Origin of the sequence: Micromonospora sp. NPDC005806 (genome assembly GCF_042871425.1) — a bacterium.
GTDB lineage: Bacteria > Actinomycetota > Actinomycetes > Mycobacteriales > Micromonosporaceae > Micromonospora.
In genome coordinates, this window is record NZ_JBIAIL010000041.1 from 37,909 (window position 1) to 59,399 (window position 21,491).

The window sequence follows — 21,491 nt, forward strand, 5'->3', positions numbered from 1 at the left end:
GATGACCGACACTGTCGCCGCAGGTCTGCCGGTGACCGTCGAGAGCGACGGCACGCCCGTCCTGGAGCTGATCGAAAGCCGCCGCGCGGAGCTGCGCGCCGCCCTGGTCGAGCACGGCGGGCTGCTGCTGCGCGGCTTCGACGTGGGCGGCGTCGACGGGTTCGACCGGGTGGTGCGGGCACTGTCCGGCGAGCCGTTGACCTACACCGAACGGTCCTCGCCCCGGCACTCCATCAAGGGCCGGGTCTACACCTCGACCGACTACCCGCCGGAAGAGGAGATCTTCCTGCACAACGAGAACTCGTACCAGGCGGGCTGGCCGCTGACCCTGTTCTTCTACTGCATCCAGCCGCCCGGCACGCAGGGCGCCACCCCGCTGGCCGACGTCCGGCAGGTGTACCGGAACATCGACCCGGAGATCCGTGCCGAGTTCGAACGGCGGCGCTGGATGCTGGTCCGCAACTTCCACGCCGATTTCGGCACGCCGTGGCAGCAGGTGTTCAACACCGACGACCGGGACGAGGTGGCCGGCTACTGCGCGGCGAACGGGATCGAGGCGGAGTGGATCGGTCGGAACGGCCTGCGGACCCGGACGGTCCGCGACGCGGTCCACCGCCGGCCCGGCAGCGACGTCCCCAGATGGTTCAACCACGCGACGTTCTTCCACGTGTCCACCCTGGCCAAGGACCTTCAGGAGGCCCTGCTGGCCATGTTCGGCGAGGACGGGCTGCCGACCAATACATACTACGGCGACGGTGAGCCGATCCCGGCCGACGTGATGGACCACCTCCGGGCCGCGTACCGGGCGGCGTCGGTGCGCTTCGACTACCGCACCGACGACGTCCTGGTGGTGGACAACATGACCGCGGCGCACGGCCGGGAGCCGTTCACCGGACCTCGCCGGATCGCGGTCGCGATGGCCGAGCCGTACCGCCCGGACAGCCGGCGGGATCCGATCGAGCAGCAGGAGCAGTAAATGAGCGAAGACCGGTTCGTCGTGGTGCGCAACGACGAGGAGCAGTACTCGATCTGGCCGGCCGGCCGGGAGATCCCGGCCGGCTGGCACGACGCCGGGTTCACCGGCACCCGGGCGGACTGCCTCGCCCACGTGGACGAGGTGTGGACGGACATGCGTCCGCGGTCGCTGCGCGAGGCGAGCTGATGACCGAGCCTCGTGAGTGGACCTTCCCCGCGTCGTACGCCCAGGAGCGGGTCTGGTTCGCCAACCAGCTCGACGTCGGATCACCGGTCTACAACGTGTCCAGCCCCTGGCTGTTCCCCGTCGGGCTGACCCGGGAACAGGCCACCGGCGTGTTCGCCGAGGTCCTCGCCCGGCACGAGGCGCTGCGGAGCTACCTGCGCCTCGACGACGGCACCCTGGTGCAGGTGGTGCGCGCGGTCGAGCCGGTCGAGCTGCCCGTCGACGACCTGCGCGAGCTGCCCGAGGAGGAGCGGGCCGCCCGGGCCGCCGAGCTCGCCGGGGAACTGTCCCGGACGGCGATCCCGCTGGACCGGCCGCCGCTGTGGCGGGCTCGGCTGCTGCGCCTGGGGGACACCGCCTGGCGGCTGCTCCTGGTGCTGCACCACGCGGTCTTCGACGCGCACTCGGTGGCCGTCTTCCGCAGCGAGATGGACGCCCTGTCCCGGGCCGCGGTGTCCGGCACGACCGCCGCCCTGCCCGAGCTGCCCATCCAGTACGCGGACTACGCGGCCTGGCAACGCGAGCAGCTTTCCGGCGCCGGGCTGGCGAACCAGCTCGCGTTCTGGCGGGACCGGCTCGCCGACGCCCCGCCGGTGCTCGACCTGCCGCTGGACCGCCCCCGACCGGTCAAGCCCGGCTTCGCCGGGGACGAGGTGCACTTCAACCTCCCGGACGGGCTGCTCGACCGGGTGGCGGCGCTCGGCAGGGGTGCGTCGGCCACCCCGTTCGCCGTGCTGCTGACCGCGTTCAGCGCCCTGTTGTCCCGGCTGTCCGGCAGCCCGGACGTGGTGGTCGGTGTCTCCACCACCGGGCGGGACCTGCCCGAGCTGAACCCGCTGATCGGGATGTTCGTCAATCCGATCGCACTGCGCTGCGACGTCAGCGGCGATCCCACCTTCACCGAGCTGCTCGGTCGGGCCCGGGACGCGCTGATGGACGCGATGGATCACGGCCAGACCCCGTTCCAGCTGGTCGTGCAGGAGGTCGCGCCGCAGCGGGACCCCGCGGTGCAGCCGATCTTCCAGGCCGCGATCAACTACATCCCCGACACCGGCTTCGACCCGGTGCCACTCGGCACCACCAAGGACGACCTCGCGTTCGACCTGGCCACCGGCACCAGCCGGCTGGTGTACCGGACGGCGCTGTTCGACCGGTCCACCGCCGAGGCGGTCGTCGACCGGTACGTCCGGCTGCTCCAGGCGGCGGTCGCCGACCCGGCGCTGCGAGTCTCCGAGCTGCCGCTGCTGACCGAGGCGGAGTGGGCGCTGGTGGTGGGGGAGTGGAACGCCACCGCCCGCCCGGTCGCCGAGCGCACGCTGCCGGCGCTGATCGAGGCCCAGGTCGACCGGACACCGGCGGCGACCGCGCTGGTCTGCGACGGCGTCACCATGACGTACGCCGAGCTGGACGCGCGGGCCAACCGGCTCGCCCGGACGCTGATCACCCGCGGCGTCGGCCCGGAGGCGCTGGTGGCGCTTGCGGTGCCGCGCGCGCCGGAGCTGGTGGTCGCCGTGCTGGCCGTGCTCAAGTCCGGCGCGGCGTACGTGCCGATCGACACCGGCCACCCGGCCGCGCGGATCGCCCAGTTGCTCGACGACGCGGCGCCGGCGCTGGTGCTCGCCACGGCGGCCACCGCCGCGCTGGTGCCCGGCGACGCGCTCGTGCTCACCGGCGAGGTGGGTCACGACGCACCGCTGACCGACGGCGACCGGGTGCGGGTGACCGACGCCGACCGGCTCGCGCCACTGCACCCGGCGCATCCGGCCTACGTCATCTACACCTCCGGCTCGACCGGGCAGCCGAAGGGCGTGGTGGTCGAACACCGGTCGGTCAACGCCTACCTCGCCTGGGCCCGGCACGCCTACCCCGGCCTCGCCGGCACTACGCTGCTGCATTCGCCGATCTCCTTCGACCTCAGCGTGACCGGACTCCTCGGCCCGCTGACCGCCGGCGGCACGATCCGGCTGGCCGCGATCGACGCCGCCGCGGCCCGGGCCGGCGGCCGGCCCGCGTTCCTCAAGGCGACGCCGAGCCACCTGCCGCTGCTCGTCGGCGAGGTGTCCCCGACCACCGACCTGGTGATCGGCGGCGAGGCGCTGACCAGCGAGCAGCTCGCGGCCTGGCGCACCGCCCACCCCGAGGTCGCGGTCATCAACGAGTACGGCCCGACCGAGGCCACGGTCGGCTGCGTCGCGGCCCGGATCGCACCGGGCGATCCGCTGCCCCCCGGCCCGGTCACCATCGGCCGTCCCGGCTGGAACATCGAGGCGTACCTGCTGGACGCGGCGCTGCGACCGGTGCCGGTCGGGGTGACCGGCGAGTTGTACGTCGCCGGCGACCAGGTGGCCCGCGGCTACCTGCGCCGGCCGGCGCGGACGGCGGAACGCTTCCTGCCCTGCCCCTTCGGCGCACTGGGCCGGCGGATGTACGCCACCGGCGACCGGGCCCGGTGGCGGCCGGACGGGACCATCGAATACCTGGGCCGCTCCGACCATCAGGTCAAGGTGCGCGGCCACCGGATCGAACTCGGGGAGATCGAAGCGGCCCTGCTGGCCCGGCCGGACGTGCACCGGGCGGTGGTCCTGGTCCAAGCCGACGCCCAGGGCGAGCCGTACCTGGTGGGCTACGTCGTCGGCCCCGCCGAGCCGGACACCCTCACCGCCGACCTGGCCCGCACCCTGCCCGCCTACCTGGTGCCGGCGGCCTTCGTCCGGCTCGACGACCTGCCGCTGACCCCGAACGGCAAGCTCGACCGGGCCCGGCTGCCGGCGCCGGAGCGGGCCGGCCAGGCGTACGTGGCGCCGCGCACCGACGCGGAGGCGCTGGTGGCCGAGGTCTTCGCCGACATCCTCCAGGTGGAGAAGGTCGGCGCGCAGGACGACTTCTTCGCCCTGGGCGGGAACTCGCTGCGCGGGATGCGGGCGATGGCCCGGATCCGGGCCGAGCTCGACCTCGACCTGCCGATGCGGGCGCTGTTCGGCCATCCGGTCGTCGCCGACCTGGCGGCCGAGATCGAACAGCTCATCGCCGCCGAGGTGGACGACCTCTCCGACGACGAGGTGGCCGCGCTGCTCTCCGCCGAGGAGGGGACCAAGCCGTGACCGCCCGGACCGAGCCGGCCGACCGTGCCGCGTCCCGCGAGGCGCTGATCGCCCGGCGGCTGAAGCGCCGGACCGCCGCACCCGCGGCTCGCATCCCCCGCCGACCCGACGACGTCGACCCGCCGCTGTCCTACGCCCAGGAGCGGGTCTGGTTCATGGAGCAGATCGCTCCGGGCGAGGCGGCGTACCTGATGGCCGTGCCGCTGCGGGTGCGGGGCCGGCTCGACGTCGACCGGCTGCGGACGGCACTGGACGGGCTGACCCGGCGGCACGAGTCGCTGCGCACCCGGTTCCCGGCCGACGCCGACGGGCGACCGGTCGCGCTGGTCGAGGACACCGTGACGGTGCCGCTGCGGATCGTCGAGGCGGCCGACGGGGCCGCCGCGCAGGAGCTGGTCGACCGGGCCGCGGTGGAACCGTTCGACCTCGCCGCCGGGCCGCTGATGCGGGCCCTGCTGGTGCGGCTCGCGGCCGACGACCACGTGCTGCTGCTCACCCAGCACCACGTCATCTCCGACGGCTGGTCGGTCGACGTCCTGCTGCGCGACCTGATCGCGCTCTACCACGGGTCGGTGGAACAGCTTCCCGAGCTGCCGGTCCAGTACGGCGACTTCGCGCACTGGCAGGCCCGGACGTTGGCCGGCCCGCAGGCCCGCGGGCACCTGGACTACTGGACCGGCCGACTGGCCGGGATGCCCCCACTGGAGCTGCCGCTCGACGGCCCCCGCCCGGCCACCCAGACCTACCACGGCGACTTCGTGGAGTTCCGGGTCGATCGGGCGGCGGTCGACGGGTTGGCCGCGCTGGCCCGGCAGGACGGCGGCACGCTGTTCATGGCGCTGCTGGCCGCCTGGCAGGTGCTGCTGGCCCGGCACTGCGGCCAGGACGACTTCGCGGTCGGTGTCTCGGTCGCCGGCCGCTCCGCCCCGGAGCTGGAGAACGTGGTGGGCATGTTCATCAACATGCTGCCGCTGCGGGCCGAGTTGGCCGGCGACCCGAGCTTCACCGAACTGCTCGGCCGCGTCCGCCCGGCGGTGCTGGACGCCTTCGAGCACGCCGACGTGCCGTTCGCCCGGGTGGTGCAGGAACTCGGCGTGCCCCGCGACGTCAGCCGCTCGCCGGTGTTCCAGGCGATGTTCGTCCTGCAGAACTACGAGATGGGGCGGTTCGAGACGGCCGCCGCCGACGCCGACGTGCAGTTCGACTGGACGCCGATGGAGCTGCGGGCGACCCGGTTCGACATCGAGCTGCACCTGGTCGAGGTGGCCAGCGGCCTCTGGGGCAAGCTGGTCTTCAACACGGACCTGCTCCACCGGTCCACCGTGGAGCGGATGGCCGACCGGTTCGCCACCCTGCTGCGCTCCGCGGTCGCCGCGCCGGACGCCCCGGTCTCCGGGCTCGACCTGCTCGCCGACGGCGAACGCACGCTGGTGCTCGACGCCTGGAACGCCACCGCGACCCCGTTCCCGGCGCACGCGACGCTGCACGGACTGGTCGAGGAGCAGGTCGCCCGCACCCCGGACGCGGTCGCGCTCCGCCTCGAGGGGCGTTCGGTGTCGTACGCCGAGCTGAACACGATGGCCAATCGGATCGCGCATCGGCTGCGCCGGACCGGGGTGGGCCCGGAGAGCCTCGTCGGGGTGTGCGCGGAGCGCTCGGTCGAGCTGGTCGCTGGCCTGCTCGGGGTGCTCAAGGCCGGCGCGGCCTACCTGCCGCTGGACCCCGAGTACCCGGCCGACCGGCTGGCGTTCATGGTCGCCGACGCCGCCGCCCCGGTGGTGCTGGTGCAGGACCGACTGCGCGGCGTCTTACCGGACACCGGCGCGACGGTGCTGGCCCTCGACGACGAGGCCGAGTGGCGTACGGAGCCGGGGGATGATCCGGCGCCCACCGCCACCGCGGACAACGTCGCGTACGTGATCTACACGTCCGGCTCCACCGGCCGGCCGAAGGGCGTGCCGAACACCCACCGGGGCATCGTCAACCGGCTGGACTGGATGCAGCGGACCTACCGGCTCGGCGCGGACGACGCGGTGCTGCAGAAGACACCGGCCAGCTTCGACGTGTCGGTGTGGGAGTTCTTCTGGCCGTTGCAGACCGGTGCCCGGCTGGTGCTGGCCAGGCCCGGCGGGCACAAGGACGCCGGCTACCTGCGCGACCTGCTGACCGCCGAGCGGGTCACCACCACCCACTTCGTGCCGTCGATGCTGGCCGCGTTCCTCGCCGAGGAAGGCGCCGAGGCGTGCGCCGCCCTGCGCCGGGTCATCTGCAGCGGCGAGGAACTGCCGCTGGCGTCGGCGGTCGAGTTCACCCGCCGGTTCCCGGGCTGCGAACTGCACAACCTGTACGGACCGACCGAGGCGGCGATCGACGTCAGCTGGTGGCCCTGCCGGCCGGCGGAGCTGGCGGGGCTGACCACCGTCCCGATCGGCGGCCCGATCGCCAACCTGCGCCTGTACGTGCTCGACGAGCGGCTGAACCCGGTGCCGCCCGGGGTCAGCGGTGAGCTGTACATCGGTGGCGTCGGCGTGGCCCGCGGCTATCACCGTCGGCCCGCGCTGACCGCGGAGCGGTTCGTCCCGGATCCGTACGGCCCGGAGCCGGGGGCGCGGTTGTACCGGACCGGCGACCTGGTCCGCTGGCGGCCGCCGGCCGAGCCGACACCGGAGGACGACGGCGCCGCGGTGCCACCGTCCGGGGTGATCGAGTTCCTCGGCCGGATCGACCACCAGGTGAAGCTGCGCGGCCTGCGGATCGAGCTGGGCGAGATCGAGAGCGCGCTGCGCGAGCAGGACGGGGTGGCCGAGGCCGCGGTCGTGGTCCGCGAGGACACGCCGGGCGACAAGCGGCTCGCCGCGTACGTGGTCGGGCTGGCGTCGGCCGCCGACCTGAAGGCGGCGCTGAAGCAACGGTTGCCGGAGTACATGGTGCCGGCGGCGTTCGTGGCGCTGGACGCGTTGCCGCTGAGCCCGAACGGCAAGCTCGACCGGCGGGCGCTGCCCGCGCCGGTGGTGACCCGGGAGTCGGCCGCGGAGCTCGTCGAACCCCGCACTTCCACCGAGCGATCCCTGGCGGGGATCTGGTCCGAGGTGCTCGGGGTGCCGACGCTCGGCATCGACGACGACTTCTTCGACCTGGGCGGGCATTCGATGCTGGCCACCCAGGTCGTCGCGCGGATCCGCAAGGTCGAGCTGGGCGGTCGCCCGGTCGGCGTGATGGACCTCTTCCAGCACCGGACCATCCGCGACCTCACCGAATTCGTGGACGGACCGGCGCAGGACGACGGTCCGCGCCGCCTGCTCTACGAGCTGACCCGGGTGCCGGCGGACCGGCGGACGCTGACCTACGTCTGTGTGCCGTACGGCGGCGGCAGCGCCATCGTCTACCAACCGCTGGCCGACGCGCTTCCCGACGGCGTCGCGCTGTACTCGCTGGCGATCCCCGGGCACGACGTCGGCCTCGACGAGCTGGCGGTACCGCTGGACGAGCTGACCGGTCGGGTCGCGGCGGAGGTGCGGGAGCGGATTTCCGGTCCGCTCGTGCTCTACGGGCACTGCGGCGTCGGCAGCGCGATCGTCGCCGAGGTGGCCCGCAAGCTCGAGGCGGCCGGCCGGGAACTCGACGCGGTGTACATCGGCGCCATGTTCCCGTTCGCCCGTCCCAAGGGGCTCTTCTCGGCACTGCGTACCCGGTTGGAGGCGCTGCGGAGCAACAAGCACTACGCGAGCTGGCTCAAGGGCATGGGCGTCGACACCGATGAACTCGACCCCGAGCAGGCCGACCGGATCATCAGCAACATGCGGGCCGACTCGCGGGCCTCGGAGGAGTACTTCACCGGGCTGCTCGACCGCCAGGTACGCAAGCTCCGGGCGCCGATCATCTCGGTGGTGGGTTCGGAGGACCCGGTCACCGAGTACCACGCGGAGCGGTACGCGGAGTGGCAGTTCCTCAGCGACACCGTCGGCCTGGTGGTGCTGGACGAGGCCGGCCACTTCTTCCTCAAGCACCGCGCCGACGAACTCGCCGAGATCGTCACGGCGACGCATCCGGCGCTGGCCGACGGGGACACGACCGCCCTGGAACCCGAGGCGCGCGGGGCGGACGCGGCCTGGGCGCTGCACGACTGGCAGCGCCGCGGCGCGGACGCCGAGCCGGCCGACCGGACCGTGCAGCCGAGCATGCGGCGGTTCCTGGCCGTGTCGGCCGGTCAGCTCGTCTCCACCACCGGGTCGGCGCTGACCAGCTTCGCGCTGCCGATCTGGCTCTACGCCCGTACCGGCTCCGTCGCCAACCTCGGCCTGCTCTGGGCGCTGGCGCTGCTCTGCGGGGTGCTCACGCTGCCGGTCGCCGGCGCGCTGGTCGACCGGGTCGACCGGCGGCGGATCATGATGATCGCCAGCTGTGTCTCCGGCAGCCTCCAACTGGTACTGGCCGGGCTGCTCTGGTCCGGGCACCTCGCCCTGTGGGAGATCTACGCGCTGGTGTCGCTGAGCCAGGTGGCCGCCTCGTTCCAGCGGATCGCGTTGCAGTCGGCCGTGCCCCAACTGGTGCCGAAGCGCTTCCTGGGCCACGCGATGGGCATCACCCAGCTCACCAACGGCTTCGCCCTGCTGCTGATGCCGATGATCGCGGCCGGACTGCTCGCCGCGATCGACCTGAAGGGCATCCTGCTGGTCGACGTGGCGAGCTACCTGTTCGCGGTGTTGACCCTGCTGTTCATCCGCTTCCCGGACTCGCTGGGCTGGCGGCCCAGGGAACCGTTGCCGACCGCCATCGTCAACGGGCTGCGCTACTCGTGGAACCACCGCGGGTTCCGGTTGATGCTGGGCTACTTCGCGCTCGGGAACATCTTCCTGGCGCCGGCGCTGGTGCTGACCACCCCGCTCGTGCTGTCCTTCGGCACGGTGGCCCAGGTGGCGCAGGTCGCCGTCGCGGAGGCGCTCGGCGCGATCGCGGGCGGCACGGTGATGGCCGTCTGGGGTGGCCCCCGGCAGCGCCGGATGATCGGGGTGCTGCTCGGCAACCTCGGCACCGCCGCGGGTTGCGCGCTGGTGGGCGTCCGCCCCTCCATCGTGGTGGTCACCGTCGGGCTGTTCCTGATGACCGCGGCGATGGCCACGGCCCAGGACATCTACGCCACGATCGTGCAGGTCAAGGTGCCGCAGCGCTACCACGGCCGGGTGTTCGCGCTGAACCAGACCATCTCCTGGTCGACCCTGCCGATCGGGTTCGCGTTGCTCGCCCCGGCGGCGACCGCGCTGCTCGAGCCGTTGCTCGCGCCCGGCGGGGCGCTCGCCGGCTCGGTCGGCGGCCTCATCGGGGTCGGCCCCGGGCGCGGGATCGGGTTCGCCTACCTGCTGTTCGGAATCATGCTGGCGCTGGTCACCGGCGGCGGGTTCCTGATCAGGACGCTGCGCCGGTTCGACACCGAGGTGCCCGACTCACTGCCCGACGACCTGGTCGGCGCGCAGGAGCGGGAACGGCGGCTCGCCGCCCGGGCCGCCGAGCGGGAGCCGATCGCGGCCTGACGTAAGGAAGGGCCCCCCTTCACGCCTGCGGTGGAGCAGGGTTCCCTTCTCATGGGCGCAGCGCGCGGGGCCGCCGGCGGTACGGCCCGGGGGCCCCGCGCTCACCACTGTTGCGGCGGGTCGGCCAGCTCGTCGGTGGGCAGTTCCTCGGGCTCGGCCACCCACGCCGAGTAGACCGGCAGGCCGTGCCACGGCCGGCCCGCGCGGTCGGTGGTCACCGCCACCACCGCGTACGGGTGCCCGAAGCGCAGCTCCGCGACGCGGGCGGTGCCCTCCGGCGGCAGGCTCATCCAGTCCATCAGCCCGGTCACCGCGGCTGCCTCGAAGCCGTATCGCCCGAACCGGGCCACCGCCGACTGGGCCGCGTCGTACTGCGGTGCGGCCAGCCCGATGAGCGTGCCGAGCGCCCGCGCGGCGGCGTCGAAGCCGAACCCGGCCGGCGTCAGGTCGTGCCGGCTCTCCGCCGACCAGCAGGGCAGGACGGCCGTCGCCCGCTCCTCCCGGCGGTCGCGTGCGAACGTGCGTACCGTCTCTTCGCGCAGCGTCCACAGCGGGGTGTCGCCCAACGGCAGGTCGAACAGCGATCGGCGGCCTGGTCCGGCACCCTCCTTGGCGGTGGCGGCCACCGTGGCGATCTCCTGCGCGGCAGCGAGGACGTCCACCGCCGGCACGTCCGGGGCGGCGGCGACCGAGACCACCAGCAGGCCGGCCTCCCCGCCGTCGGTGGACACCGGCCGGGCCGGCGCGGCGTGCACGGCGACGTCCCCGGCCCGCTCGGTGGCCGCGATCCAGCTGGTGTGCCCCCGCGCGGGGGAGCGCAGCACCCGTCGCAGCCGCCCCGCCCACGCGCTGCCCGGGCCGAGCTGGTCGGCGGGCGCCACCTGGAACGGGTCGACCCAGGACACCCGGGTGGCCAACGCGCTGGCCAGGATCAGCAGGACCTGCGGCCGAAGGTTGATCGGGAACCTCTCGATCAGCCCGTCGGTGTGCTTCCGCGCCCAGGCGTCCAGCCCAGCCTGGTCGGGCAGCGGGCCGGTCCGCGTCCGCTCCGGCAGGCTCGCGCGCCAGTCGGCCAGCCCGTCGAGGGGTGTCCGCTCCCACAGGGCGGTGGCCGCGGCGACCAGCGGGTGGGGCGCTTCCAGCAGCGCATGGGCCGCCGCCGCGGCGTCGTCCACGTCGGTGCCGAGCGCCACCTCCAGCTCCTTGCGGGTGTGGCCGGTGGCGGCGGGGCCGGTGAGCGCGAGCAGCAGCCAGGCGCCGAGCGGCGACGCGACGTGGTGCCCGTCGCCCGCGGCGCGGTGCAACCGTTCGGCGTACCGGGCCAGGGGTGCGCGGAGAGGGTTCACCGCTCCACTGTGCCGGTTGCCGCGGCGTCCGTCATGACCACAGCTCGAACGGTTCGTCGATCGCCTCGCCGGCAAGGAACTCCGGCAGCAGTTCGGGCAGCCGCCCCGGGTAGCAGCGCGGCCGCTCCGTGACGAGCTCCGCGACCGGCCACCAGCGGAAGGCGAAGTAGTCCTCCACCTCGTAGTCCAGCCGGTCCGCCTCGTCCACGTCCGGTCCCGGCCCGGGCAGCCGTACCGGCACGACCACCTCGTCCTGAAGGTGGCGCAGCTGCCGGTGGATGAAGCTGGCCCGCCGCCGCCAGGTCGGCGCGCCCAGGCCGGCCGGCGCGACCACGATTCCGGTCTCCTCGCGCAGCTCCCGCACCGCCGCCTCCAGGTACGTCTCCCCGGGGTCGAGCCCGCCGCCGGGCAGCTCCCACCAGGTGCCGAGGCGGGGGTGCTCCGGGTCGCGGGTGTGGAACAGCAGCACCCGGTCCGCGGCGTCGAGGACCACCAGCCGGACCGCGCGGCGCTCGATCACCGGGAGATCCTGGGGCAGTTCGGGGCGCACGGCTCCTCCAACGGTGGGTGGCGACCGGCCCGCCCTGCGAGATGGCGATCATGTCGCAGCTCTTCGGTGAGGTGGCCGGCGGTTACGACGAAGCCCGCCCAGGCTATCTGCCCGACATCGTCGAGGCGATCCGGGTGTACGACGGCAGGGTGCCCGGCGCCCTGGTCGAGGTCGGCGCCGGGACCGGCCTGGCCACTCGGACCCTGCTCGGCCTGGGCCTGCGCACCACGCTGGTCCTGGCCCGCCGCCCGGCCTGACCGGGCTGAGCCGGCGCGTCAGCCTGCGTCGCCGGTCACCTCGGCGTGCCGCAGCCGCACCGGGGTGCCCCGGCGCAGCGAGTTGGGGATCTCCGCGATCGCGTCGACTCGCGCCACCAGCTCCCGCAGCCGCTCGTCGCTGGCCTCACCGTCCACCCGTACGTCGTAGCCGATCTCCGTCGATACGGCGGGGTCGCCGGCGAAGTCGCCGTGCACGGTCACCTCGACCCGGTGCAGGGTGATCCCCAGCGCCTGGGCCTCCCGGAACAGGTCGTTGGAGACGCAGCCGGCGACGGCCAGGTAGAGCAGCTGCCCGCCGTTGAAGCCGAGCCCGTCCCCGCCGCCCTCCGCCGGCCGGTCCACCACCAGCGTGAACGGGCCGGCCGAGCCGATCGCCGCCGGCCGCTCCGGCAGACTGCGCGTGCGTACCTCGAAGGTCATGCCGACCACCTCTGCTCCCGACCAGGTCGAGTCAACCAGCCCGGCCGGTCGGGCGCCCTCCGCGCTTCAGTCCGAACTGGCGTCGACCACTCGGGCCACCTCGGCCGGCAGCGGGTACGGGCGCTCGACCGGCAGCAGTGCGGCCGCGCCCGGCTCGTCGCCGGCGGTGAGCCGGGCGTGCACCGCCCGGGCCAGCGGCGTGACGTCGGTGAGGTCGACCAGCCACTCGTCCAGGTAGCGGCGTACCGCGTCGCCGGCGAGGCCCACCTGCACCGCGCGGTACGGCAGCGGCGCCAACCGCAGCGACCGTTCCGGATCCCACTGCACCCGGACCGGGCTGGTCCGGAGCTGCCGGCGCCAGGCGGCCCGGTCGGCGTGCAGCCGGGGGTCGTAGCCGCTGAGGCAGGCGTGGGCGAGGGCCCACTCGAAGCCGGCCCGACTGATCTCGACCGCCAGGACCCGCTCCTGCCCGGGCTTGAGCGCCCAGCCGCAGCGGTACATCATCCACCGGAACGACGGCTTGATCCACGTCATCCGCGCCCGCTTGAACGGCGGCACGAACCGGCCCGCGGCCAGCGCCGGGTCGGCGATCTCCGGGCCGTACGCCTGGTAGACGGTGACGGTGTCGGCGGTGAAGGCGGCTCTGATCTGGTGGCGCGGAACGGTCACCGGAGGATCGTCGCCGGGGACGGCCCCGCCCGGCCACCGGGTTTCGCCCCGCGCCGCGGCCGCGCGCCCGGTGTGCGTAGGGGATAAGCTGCCGGCCGTGGCAGGTCTGTTGAGGAGTGTGGCGTCCCGGTTTGGTCGGCTCACCGGGGGCGCGTCCGCGCCGACCCGGACCGCCGGGCCGATCCCGGCCCAGGTCGCGCGGCGGCGCCAGGTGTCCGCGCTGCAGCGGCGCGAGCTGGCGTACGCCCCGGAGCTGGACGGTCAGGCCGACCCGGGGGAGATCGTCTGGACCTGGGTGCCGTACGAGGACGACCCCCGCCAGGGCAAGGACCGGCCGGTGCTGGTGGTCGGCCGGCAGAGCCGGACGCTGTTCGGGCTGATGCTCTCCAGCCAGGGCGAGCGGGACGGCCAGCGGCACTGGCTGGCCCTCGGCCCGGGGGAGTGGGACCGTGACCAGCGCCCGAGCTGGGTACGCCTCGACCGGGTGCTCACCATGCGCGAGGACAGCATCCGCCGCGAGGGCGCGGTGCTGGACCGGCGGCGGTTCGACCGGGTGGGCCAGGCGCTGCGCGTCGGTTACGGCTGGCGCTGACGGGCGGCGGGTGGACGCGCGGCTCGCCGCTTGGGTCGCCGAGGAGTTCGGCCTGACCCTGCTCACCGCCGTGCCGGTGGACCTCGGCGCAGACCCGGCCGCCCGGCTGTGGCGGGCCACCACGGCCGACGGCCGCGAGTACGCGGTCAAGCTCACCGGCGGCGGTACCCCGGCCGGCGCGGTGGTGACGGCGCGGCTCGCCCGGCAGGGCGTACCGGGCATCGCCGCACCGCTGACCACCCGGGACGGGCGGCTCGGCGCGGTCCACGACGGGCGCCGGCTCACCGTGGTGCCGTGGGTCTCCGACGAGCGTGCCCCCGCCGGCGGCCTGCGCCCCGCCCACTGGCGCGGGTACGGCGCCCTGCTCGCCGCCGTGCACGCGGTTCCGGTGACCGACGAGCTGGCCGGGCTGCCCCGGGAGGACCACACCCACGCCTCGGTTGCCGCAGCGGTCCGGCGGACGGACCGCCAACTGCGCGCGGTGGACGACGCCGCCGACCGGTGGACCCGAGAGACGGCCGTCCACTGGCGCGCCGTCGCCCCCGACCTCGCGCGGCTGCTGGCCGCGATGGACCGGCTCGGCGCGGAGCTGCGGGCTCGGCCGGCGGAGCTGGTGGTCTGCCACGGCGACCCGCATCTGGGCAACCTGCTGCTCGGCCCGGACGGGCAGGTCTGGCTGATCGACTGGGACGACGCGGTGCTCGCCCCACGGGAACGCGACCTGATGTTCGTCATCGGTGGCGGGCCGGCTTTCGCGCCCGAGGGGCGGGTGGACGAGGCGGCCTTCCGGACCGGCTACGGGCCGGTGAAGCTCGACCCGGTCCGGCTCGCGTACCACCTCGGCGTCCGGGCGCTGGACGACATCTGGAGCTGGTCGGCGGAGGCGGCCGACCCGGGCCGCCCGGGCGCGGACCGGGTGCGCGCCCTGCGGATCGTGGCCGGGCTGCTGTCGCCGCTCGGACTGGTTGGCCTGGCCCGGGCCGCGCTGCATGACCTCGGCCGCTGGGAGGATTGACCGGCCGCTCAGTACTCGGCCACGAGCTGGCGGGCCGCCCGGGCCGCGCCGACGCTCTTCGCCTGGTACATCGCCGCGTCCGCCCGGCAGAGCGCCTCGGCCAGCTGGGTGGGGCCGTGCACCGGGGCGAGCCCCACGGAGGCGGTCACCTGCACCGTCCGGGTGCCGAGCGGGATGGGCGCGGCGAGCGCCTCGCAGAGCCGGCGGGTGGCGTGCTCGATCCACCGCCGGTCCACGGTTGGGCTGGCCAGCAGCCCGGCGAACTCGTCGCCGCCGAGCCGGGCGACCAGGTTGTCCCCGGCGAACGCGGACAGCCGCTGGGCCACGCTGATCAGCACCTGGTCGCCGGCGGCGTGCCCGTGGCGGTCGTTGACCTGCTTGAAGCCGTCGAGGTCCAGCACGATCGCGACCACCGGCTTGCCGGCCGCGTCGGTCAGCAGCGTCGCGGCCAGCCGGAAGAAGGCGCGGCGGTTGGGCAGCCCGGTGAGCGGGTCGTGACTGGCGGCGTGCCGCTCGGCCTCCAACTCGGCCTGGAGCAGCTCGATCTCCGTTTCCGCGCGCAGCGCCCGGCGGCGCAGCTGCCAGGCGGAGACCAGGGCACCGACGGCGGAGATACCGGAGGCGACGGTCATCGGATCCGGCACGCGCCCTCCTCACCGCATCCCTCGGTCTCGTCGGTGACCCGGCTTTTTCCCTGCTGGCAACCGGGATCGGGGTAACCCACAGTGAACGGATGGGTACACCGCACGTGCGTTATCATGCTCGCTGTCCAATGCAGATGCAATAGCAGATGCACGTGCATCTCAGTCCACAGTCGATATACCCCTCGGTCGCCACCACCGCCCCTCCCCGCGGCATCGGCTGGCTCTTCCACAGAAAGATGCCCCATGCAGCAGCCTCAGAACGGCGTACCCACCAATCAGCTACCGCCGCTTCAGTGGCAGAAGAGTCGCCGGAGCAACCCGAGCGGCAACTGCGTCGAACTGGCCCCACTTCCCGGCGGCGCCGGGATCGCGGTTCGCAACTCCCGGCATCCCGAGGGTCCGGCGCTGATATACACAGTGGACGAGATCGCCGCGTTCGTGCTCGGTGCTCGGGACGGCGACTTCGACAACCTCATCGTCGACCGCCCGTCCCGCTGACCGGACCGACTCGGCCGTCCGGAGGAGTTCACCTCACTCAGGGTCCATGGCATGCTTACACGTCGGCCGGGCCAGGGCGCCCGGCCGGCGACAGTCCACATGCGAAGGACACGCACGTGACGATGGTGCCCGCCGAAGGAGGCCCAGCCACCGGGCCGACGGTGCTGCGCATGCTGCTCGGGTCCCAGCTGCGCCGGCTTCGCGAGGGTGCCGGAGTGACCCGGGAGGCCGCCGGCTGGGAGATCCGCTCCTCCGAGTCGAAGATCAGTCGGATGGAGCTGGGTCGGGTCGGCTTCAAGGAACGCGACGTCGCCGACCTGCTCACCCTCTACGGCGTCACGGCACCGGAGGAGCGGGACGCGCTGCTCAAGCTCGCCCGCGACGCGAACAGCCCCGGCTGGTGGCACCGCTACGGCGACGTACTGCCCGGCTGGTTCCAGTCCTACCTGGGTCTGGAGGCGGCTGCCGTGCTGGTCCGCACGTACGAGGTGCAGTTCGTCCCCGGCCTGCTGCAGACCCCCGACTACGCCCGGGCGGTGATCCTGCTCGGCCACCGGGGTGCCGCGCCCGAGGAGATCGATCGCCGGGTCAGCCTGCGGATGGAACGTCAGGAGCTGCTGCGCCGCAGCAACCCGCCCCAGGTCTGGGCGGTGCTCGACGAGGCGGCCCTGCGCCGACCGATCGGCGGACCCGAGGTGATGCGCGGCCAACTGGACGCGTTGATCGAGGCGACCGAGGCGCCGCACGTCCAGCTGCAGGTCGTCCCGTTCGCGGCCGGCGGGCACGCCGCCGCCAGCGGCGCCTTCAGCATCCTCCGCTTCGGCGACGGAGACCTGCCCGACATCGTCTACATCGAACAGCTCACCAGCGCCATCTATCTGGACAAGCGCGACGACCTCGACTACTACGCGCTGGCCATGGAGCGGCTCTGCGTCGAGGCCGCGCCGCCGGAGCGCACCCCCGAGATCCTCGCCCGGATCCGCGACGAGCTCTACCCGGCCTGACCGGGCGTCCCCGGCCGGCTTTCGCGCCTGGCATTGACCGTCACCGACCGGTGCGAGTAGCCTCTGGATCGATCCAGTACTGAATCGATCCAGAAGGGGAGACCGTGAAGCCGACCCTGCAGGACGTCGCGAACGAGGTGGGCGTGTCCCGGAGCACCGTGTCCAACGCCTACAGCCGGCCGGACCAGCTCTCCGCGGCGCTCCGGGCGAAGATCCTCGACGCCGCGCAGCGCCTCGGCTATCCCGGCCCCGACCCGACCGCGCGCTCGCTGCGCCGCGGCTTCGTCGGCGCGCTCGGTGTCCTCTTCACCTCCGAGCTGTCGTACGCCTTCACCGACCCCTTCGCGGTGCGCTTCCTCGCCGGCGTCAGCCAGGCCGCCGAGCGGCACGGCACGAGCCTGCTGCTGGTCCCGCTGCCCGCCGACCGGGCCCGGGTCCGCGCCGCCGTCGAGAACGCGGCCGTCGACGGGTTCTGCGTCTACTGCGTCGGTGACGAGGACTGGGCCCTGCGGGCCATTCGCGACCGGGGCCTGCCCTACGTCACCACCGCCCCCCGCGCCGACGCCGGCCCCACCGATCGGTACGTGGGCATCGACGAGCGGGCCGCCGCCCGTTCCGTCGCGGCCCACGTCGCCGCCCTCGGCCACCGACGGGTGGCCCTGCTCGGCGACACCGTGCTGCCCGACGCCCCACCCGGGCCGCTCCGGCTGGCCGAGCCCGGAGACGCTCCCCACCCGACGACCCGTGGCCGGCTCACCGGCTTCGCCGACGCGTTCGCCGCCGCCGGCGTGGCCTGGCCCACGATCACCGTGCTCAACGCCACCGGCAACAGCCGCGCGGCCGGCGCCGCCGCCGTCGCCCCCGCCCTGACCGGCGACGAACCACCCACCGCCGTGCTGGCCTGCTCCGACGTGCTGGCCCTCGGGGTGCTCGACGCACTCGCCGCGGCCGGCCCGCGGCTGGCGCACCCCGTCTCGGTCACCGGCTTCGACGACATCGCCGAGGCGGCCACCGCGGGGCTCACCACCGTCCGGCAACCGGCCGAGGAGAAGGGCCGGCTCGCCGCCGAGCTGCTGCTGGAGCCGCCGGCCTCGCCGGTCGACGGCCACCTCCTGCTCCCCACCGACCTCGTCGTCCGCACCTCCACCGGTCCCGTCCCCAGGAGCTGACCATGGAACACACCACCGGCTTCGTCCTCGCCGTCGACGCGGTCACGCGTCACGTCAACTCCGCCCGGCCCGACGCCCCGGTCCGCCCCGACCGGCCGCGTACGCCCCGGCTGGCGCCCACCCGGCTGGCCGCTGCCGGGGCCCTGCGCCGGCTCGCCGACCTCATGGAGCCCCGACCGGCCGCGGTGCCGCCCTGCCGTCCCTGACCTCCTTCGACGTGCCGTCCGGGTGGCTGGCACCACCCGGACGGCACCCCGTTCGCCCCAGAAAACGCCCGGTCGGCACCGAACCGGGCACCGGGTTGGTGGGTCCGGCGGGGGGCCAGGCAGACTGGACCACCATGTCGCCGTTCACACCCTCGCTGCGTCTGCACGATCGGTACGTCCTGCGCGAGCACATCGGGCTCGGCGGGATGTCCGAGGTGTGGCGCGCCGACGACGAGGTGCTGCACCGTCCCGTGGCGGTCAAGGCCCTCGCGACGCAGCTCGCCGCCGACCCGCAGCTGCGGGCCACCCTCCAGCGGGAGGCGCGCGCCGCGGCCCGGCTCACCCACCCGCACATCACCCAGGTGTACGACTACGGCGAGGCGACCCTGCCCGACGGCTCGCTGGTGCCCTACCTGGTGATGGAGCTGGTGGAGGGGCACACCCTGGCCGACCGGCTGGCCGGCGGCCCGCTCGCCTGGCCGGAGGCGGTCCGGGTGGCCGGGCAGGTCGCCGCCGCGCTGGCCGCCGCGCACAAGCTCGGCGTGGTGCACCGCGACATCAAGCCCGGCAACGTGATGCTCACCGAGACGGGCGCGAAGGTGCTCGACTTCGGCATCGCCACCCTCGCCGGGCCGCGCCACCCCCTCGCCGGCCAGACCGGCGAGCTGATGATGGGTACGCCGGCCTACTTCGCCCCGGAGCGGATGACGCCCGGACCGGCGAACCCGGCCAGCGACATCTACGCCCTCGGTGCGCTGCTCTACCGCACCCTCACCGGGCGGGCCCCGCTGCCGGTGCAGACCTGGGACGACGTGTACGACGTGCAGGCCCGGCGACCCCCGGTGCCGCCGCTGCGGATCCCCGGGCTGCCCGCCGACGTCGCCGACCTCACCCTGGCCTGCCTGTCCGTGGACCCGGCCCGCCGGCCCACCGCCGCCCAGCTCGCCGCCCGGTTCGGCGCCGGCCAGCCCGCGGACCCGCCGACCGCGATCATGCCCACGCTGACCCCGCCCGAGCACTCGCCGACCCTGATCGACCGGGCGGCCGCGCCGGTGCGTCCTGTCCCGCCGCCGGCGTCGCGCCCGCCCGCCCGGTCGAACCGGCTCATCGGCGTGCTGGTCGCGGCCGGGCTGGTGCTGCTGCTCGGCCTGGTCGGCACGCTGCTGCTCAACGACGACTCCAAGCCCCCGACGAACGCCGGGCCGGTCACCTCGGCGCCCGCCGAGGAACCCGCGACGGAATCGCCCGAGCCGGCCACCACCGAGCCCACCACCACCCGGCCGGCGCCGGTCACCCTCCGCGAGCTCGCCGCGCAGTTCGCCGAGGTGCTCGACCAGGCCGAGGTGAACGGCCAGATCGACCCGAAGACCGCGAACGACCTGCGGGAGAAGGCGGCCGAGCTGGACCAGGGCAAGCCCAAGGACCGGGCCAAGCGGGTCGAGGACCTGCGCGAGCGCATCGACGAGGCCGCCGCCGACGACAAGATCGACGCCGGGACGGTCGACGCTCTCCAGCAGCTGCTCGACACGTACGAGCAAATGCGCGGCAACGGCCGCAACCAGGGCTGAGCCCTCGGTCCAGCCACGCCGCGTCGCCCTACGGCGCCGCCGCTCCACCGTAGGTGACCGGTCCGACACGGGCAGGCCGTACTCAGTGGAGCGTCGCCCGTGCCGGCGCCGGCCGGGGCCACCGGCGACCCGTCCGGCGCCCAGCTCCCCGACCGCCGGTCGACACCGGGTAGCCGCCACGGGTGGAGCCGGCGAAGCGCCACCGTCTCCGGTTTCTCCCGGCGATCCCCGCAGCAGAGGGCGGTTCCCGTCGTCTCCGGCACCGAGGGGCGATGAATCCGTGGTCGCCGGACGCCACGCCCCGTAACGTTGTCGGATGATCGGAAACGCGCAGCTCCTGGTCGGCCCCCGCGTCAGTGCTGCGAGGGCTGCGGAGCCTGCCGGCGACGGACCCGTCGGCTGGGTCACCGGCCTCGTGGAACGCCTCGGTGGCCCCGGCGCCGGTCTCGCGGTGGCCCTGGAGAACCTCTTTCCGCCCATCCCCAGTGAGGTGATCCTGCCGCTGGCCGGCTTCACCGCCAGCCAGGGCCGGCTGAGCCTGGTCGGGGCGATCGTCTGGACCACGCTCGGCTCGGTGCTGGGCGCGCTCGCCCTCTATTACGTCGGTGCGGCGCTGGGCCGGGACCGGATGCGTGCCATCGTGGCCAAGCTGCCGCTGGTCAAGCTGGAGGACGTCGACCGTACCGAGGCGTGGTTCCTCCGGCACGGCGTCAAGGCGGTCTTCTTCGGCCGGATGATTCCGATCTTCCGCAGCCTCATCTCCATCCCGGCCGGCGTCGAACGGATGCCGGTCACCGTCTTCCTGCTCTACACCACCCTGGGCAGCCTGATCTGGAACAGCACCTTCGTGCTCGCCGGATACCTGCTCGGGGAGAACTGGCACGTCGTCGAGTCGTACGTCGGCACGCTTCAGAACGTCGTCATCGTGGCCTGTGTGGGCGCGGTCGGCTGGTTCGTGGTCGGCCGGGTACGCCGGTCGCGCCGATCCCGGTCCGTGCCGGTCGAGCCGCCTCGAGGGACGGTGTACCGGGGTGGTTGGTACGTCTCCGAGGATGATCGCTGATTCTTGCTTGCTGTCGCTCTGTGGTTGCGGTTGTCTCTGGTTGGGGTTGTCGGGTGTGGCCCGCCGTGCCCGGCTCCGGGCGGTCAGGCTTGATCCCTGCGCCGGTCACGGCGGGCCACACCCGCGTCGTGGTGCGGCGCCGTCCGAAGGTGCGGCCCGTCCCGTTTCAAGATCCGCGCAACTTCAGGGAAAGCGTGGCCTCCACGGGCGCGGAGGCGACAGTTTCGGGGAAGTTGTCCGGATCGTGTGCCGGCATGTTCGTCACGGCCGGTGCCGTGTGTAGCCGGGTGTCCGGTTTCGGGGTGTGACCGGCGGCATCCTGGGGCCGGAATGGTCGGTGGGTGGGGGTCGTTGAATCCCGTGTACGGCCTTGGAAGACCACCCTGCCTGGCGGGGTGCGCGGGCCCCGGAATGATGGTGGCCCGCTGGTCGTTGCACATGGTCCCGGCGCCGCGAAGAGGCCCCCGCCCCGCACGCCGGACCCCCCAAGACTTTCCCCCTTGTTTGAGCGCCTGACGGTGCTTGCGCACGGGCCGACCCCCTATCGGTGTGTGCGCCGACCCCCGAATGGAGCTTCCCGTGAACACGATGCTGCGTAAGAGCGTGCTTGGTGTTGCTGGTCTGGCGTTTGCCGGTGGT

At 73.9% G+C, this 21,491-nt stretch carries 18 protein-coding genes; 13 read left to right on the forward strand and 5 right to left on the reverse strand.

Annotated elements, in window-relative coordinates:
• Position 1 precedes the first annotated feature (1 nt).
• Genes ACFYOS_RS30130 through ACFYOS_RS30145 form a run of 4 tightly spaced genes read left to right on the forward strand, consistent with a single transcriptional unit; the run spans position 2 to position 9,830 of the window.
• A complete protein-coding gene (locus ACFYOS_RS30130) occupies positions 2-976 on the forward strand; it encodes a TauD/TfdA family dioxygenase (RefSeq protein WP_387148766.1) in 975 nt (324 codons plus the stop codon).
• Positions 977-1,162, forward strand: a complete 186-nt coding sequence (locus tag ACFYOS_RS30135) for an MbtH family protein (protein ID WP_387148768.1) — start codon at positions 977-979, stop codon at positions 1,160-1,162. It begins immediately after the preceding gene.
• Positions 1,162-4,302: an amino acid adenylation domain-containing protein gene (locus tag ACFYOS_RS30140; protein WP_387148770.1), complete on the forward strand. Its 3,141-nt coding sequence runs from the start codon at positions 1,162-1,164 to the stop codon at positions 4,300-4,302. The genes ACFYOS_RS30135 and ACFYOS_RS30140 overlap by 1 nt, the downstream gene beginning before the upstream one ends.
• Positions 4,299-9,830 carry an amino acid adenylation domain-containing protein gene (locus ACFYOS_RS30145; protein ID WP_387148772.1) on the forward strand — a complete coding sequence of 1,844 codons (5,532 nt, stop codon included), beginning with the start codon at positions 4,299-4,301 and terminating at the stop codon, positions 9,828-9,830. Before ACFYOS_RS30140 ends, ACFYOS_RS30145 begins: the two co-directional genes overlap by 4 nt.
• 101 nt (positions 9,831-9,931) lie before the next feature.
• On the opposite strand, the gene ACFYOS_RS30150 is transcribed toward ACFYOS_RS30145, so the two are convergent.
• The gene (locus ACFYOS_RS30150) at positions 9,932-11,176 is read right to left on the reverse strand and encodes a hypothetical protein (RefSeq protein ID WP_387148774.1); all 1,245 of its coding nucleotides are present in this window, start codon (positions 11,174-11,176) and stop codon (positions 9,932-9,934) included.
• A gap of 31 nt (positions 11,177-11,207) precedes the next feature.
• Positions 11,208-11,696, reverse strand: a complete 489-nt coding sequence (locus ACFYOS_RS30155; protein WP_387148776.1) for an NUDIX hydrolase — start codon at positions 11,694-11,696, stop codon at positions 11,208-11,210.
• An 80-nt stretch (positions 11,697-11,776) separates the two neighbouring features.
• Here ACFYOS_RS30155 and ACFYOS_RS30160 point away from each other — a divergent pair, with 80 nt between their 5' ends.
• Positions 11,777-11,983 carry a hypothetical protein gene (locus tag ACFYOS_RS30160; RefSeq protein WP_387148778.1) on the forward strand — a complete coding sequence of 69 codons (207 nt, stop codon included), beginning with the start codon at positions 11,777-11,779 and terminating at the stop codon, positions 11,981-11,983.
• An 18-nt stretch (positions 11,984-12,001) separates the two neighbouring features.
• On the opposite strand, the gene ACFYOS_RS30165 is transcribed toward ACFYOS_RS30160, so the two are convergent.
• Both ACFYOS_RS30165 and ACFYOS_RS30170 read right to left on the reverse strand, forming a co-directional pair.
• The gene (locus tag ACFYOS_RS30165) at positions 12,002-12,424 is read right to left on the reverse strand and encodes an OsmC family protein (protein ID WP_387148780.1); all 423 of its coding nucleotides are present in this window, start codon (positions 12,422-12,424) and stop codon (positions 12,002-12,004) included.
• A 66-nt stretch (positions 12,425-12,490) separates the two neighbouring features.
• On the reverse strand, positions 12,491-13,093 hold the full coding sequence (locus tag ACFYOS_RS30170) for a DUF4291 domain-containing protein (RefSeq protein ID WP_387148782.1): 603 nt from the start codon (positions 13,091-13,093) through the stop codon (positions 12,491-12,493).
• 97 nt (positions 13,094-13,190) lie between these two features.
• Between ACFYOS_RS30170 and ACFYOS_RS30175 the strand changes: the two genes are divergently transcribed.
• Together ACFYOS_RS30175 and ACFYOS_RS30180 are read left to right on the forward strand one after the other, a co-directional pair.
• Positions 13,191-13,685 carry a type II toxin-antitoxin system PemK/MazF family toxin gene (locus ACFYOS_RS30175; RefSeq protein WP_387148784.1) on the forward strand — a complete coding sequence of 165 codons (495 nt, stop codon included), beginning with the start codon at positions 13,191-13,193 and terminating at the stop codon, positions 13,683-13,685.
• Positions 13,686-13,695: 10 nt separating this feature from the next.
• Entirely contained in the window at positions 13,696-14,700 is a 1,005-nt protein-coding gene (locus tag ACFYOS_RS30180; protein WP_387148786.1) for a phosphotransferase, read from the forward strand.
• Positions 14,701-14,708: 8 nt separating this feature from the next.
• On the opposite strand, the gene ACFYOS_RS30185 is transcribed toward ACFYOS_RS30180, so the two are convergent.
• A complete protein-coding gene (locus tag ACFYOS_RS30185; protein WP_387148788.1) occupies positions 14,709-15,344 on the reverse strand; it encodes a GGDEF domain-containing protein in 636 nt (211 codons plus the stop codon).
• Positions 15,345-15,587: 243 nt separating this feature from the next.
• Here ACFYOS_RS30185 and ACFYOS_RS30190 point away from each other — a divergent pair, with 243 nt between their 5' ends.
• The 6 genes from ACFYOS_RS30190 (at position 15,588) to ACFYOS_RS30215 (ending at position 20,852) form a co-directional block, all read left to right on the forward strand.
• Positions 15,588-15,842: a DUF397 domain-containing protein gene (locus ACFYOS_RS30190; RefSeq protein WP_387148790.1), complete on the forward strand. Its 255-nt coding sequence runs from the start codon at positions 15,588-15,590 to the stop codon at positions 15,840-15,842.
• 122 nt (positions 15,843-15,964) lie between these two features.
• Positions 15,965-16,846 (forward strand): helix-turn-helix domain-containing protein, encoded by an 882-nt coding sequence (locus tag ACFYOS_RS30195; RefSeq protein ID WP_387148802.1) that lies wholly within the window; start codon positions 15,965-15,967, stop codon positions 16,844-16,846.
• A gap of 104 nt (positions 16,847-16,950) precedes the next feature.
• Positions 16,951-18,015: a LacI family DNA-binding transcriptional regulator gene (locus ACFYOS_RS30200; RefSeq protein WP_387148792.1), complete on the forward strand. Its 1,065-nt coding sequence runs from the start codon at positions 16,951-16,953 to the stop codon at positions 18,013-18,015.
• 2 nt (positions 18,016-18,017) lie between these two features.
• A complete protein-coding gene (locus tag ACFYOS_RS30205) occupies positions 18,018-18,221 on the forward strand; it encodes a hypothetical protein (protein WP_387148794.1) in 204 nt (67 codons plus the stop codon).
• A 134-nt stretch (positions 18,222-18,355) separates the two neighbouring features.
• Positions 18,356-19,789: a serine/threonine-protein kinase gene (locus ACFYOS_RS30210; RefSeq protein WP_387148796.1), complete on the forward strand. Its 1,434-nt coding sequence runs from the start codon at positions 18,356-18,358 to the stop codon at positions 19,787-19,789.
• 316 nt (positions 19,790-20,105) lie between these two features.
• Positions 20,106-20,852: a DedA family protein gene (locus ACFYOS_RS30215; RefSeq protein ID WP_387148798.1), complete on the forward strand. Its 747-nt coding sequence runs from the start codon at positions 20,106-20,108 to the stop codon at positions 20,850-20,852.
• Positions 20,853-21,491: the final 639 nt, after the last annotated feature.

Excerpts from the sequence above, each read along its gene's own strand:
- ACFYOS_RS30130 (WP_387148766.1), top strand. The coding sequence starts at position 2 with ATGACCGACACTGTCGCCGCAGGTCTGCCGGTGACCGTCGAGAGCGAC.
- ACFYOS_RS30135 (WP_387148768.1), top strand. The coding sequence starts at position 977 with ATGAGCGAAGACCGGTTCGTCGTGGTGCGCAACGACGAGGAGCAGTAC.
- ACFYOS_RS30140 (WP_387148770.1), top strand. The coding sequence starts at position 1,162 with ATGACCGAGCCTCGTGAGTGGACCTTCCCCGCGTCGTACGCCCAGGAG.
- ACFYOS_RS30160 (WP_387148778.1), top strand. The coding sequence starts at position 11,777 with ATGTCGCAGCTCTTCGGTGAGGTGGCCGGCGGTTACGACGAAGCCCGC.
- ACFYOS_RS30165 (WP_387148780.1), bottom strand. The coding sequence starts at position 12,424 with ATGACCTTCGAGGTACGCACGCGCAGTCTGCCGGAGCGGCCGGCGGCG.
- ACFYOS_RS30190 (WP_387148790.1), top strand. The coding sequence starts at position 15,588 with ATGCAGCAGCCTCAGAACGGCGTACCCACCAATCAGCTACCGCCGCTT.
- ACFYOS_RS30195 (WP_387148802.1), top strand. The coding sequence starts at position 15,965 with ATGGTGCCCGCCGAAGGAGGCCCAGCCACCGGGCCGACGGTGCTGCGC.
- ACFYOS_RS30205 (WP_387148794.1), top strand. The coding sequence starts at position 18,018 with ATGGAACACACCACCGGCTTCGTCCTCGCCGTCGACGCGGTCACGCGT.
- ACFYOS_RS30210 (WP_387148796.1), top strand. The coding sequence starts at position 18,356 with ATGTCGCCGTTCACACCCTCGCTGCGTCTGCACGATCGGTACGTCCTG.
- ACFYOS_RS30215 (WP_387148798.1), top strand. The coding sequence starts at position 20,106 with ATGATCGGAAACGCGCAGCTCCTGGTCGGCCCCCGCGTCAGTGCTGCG.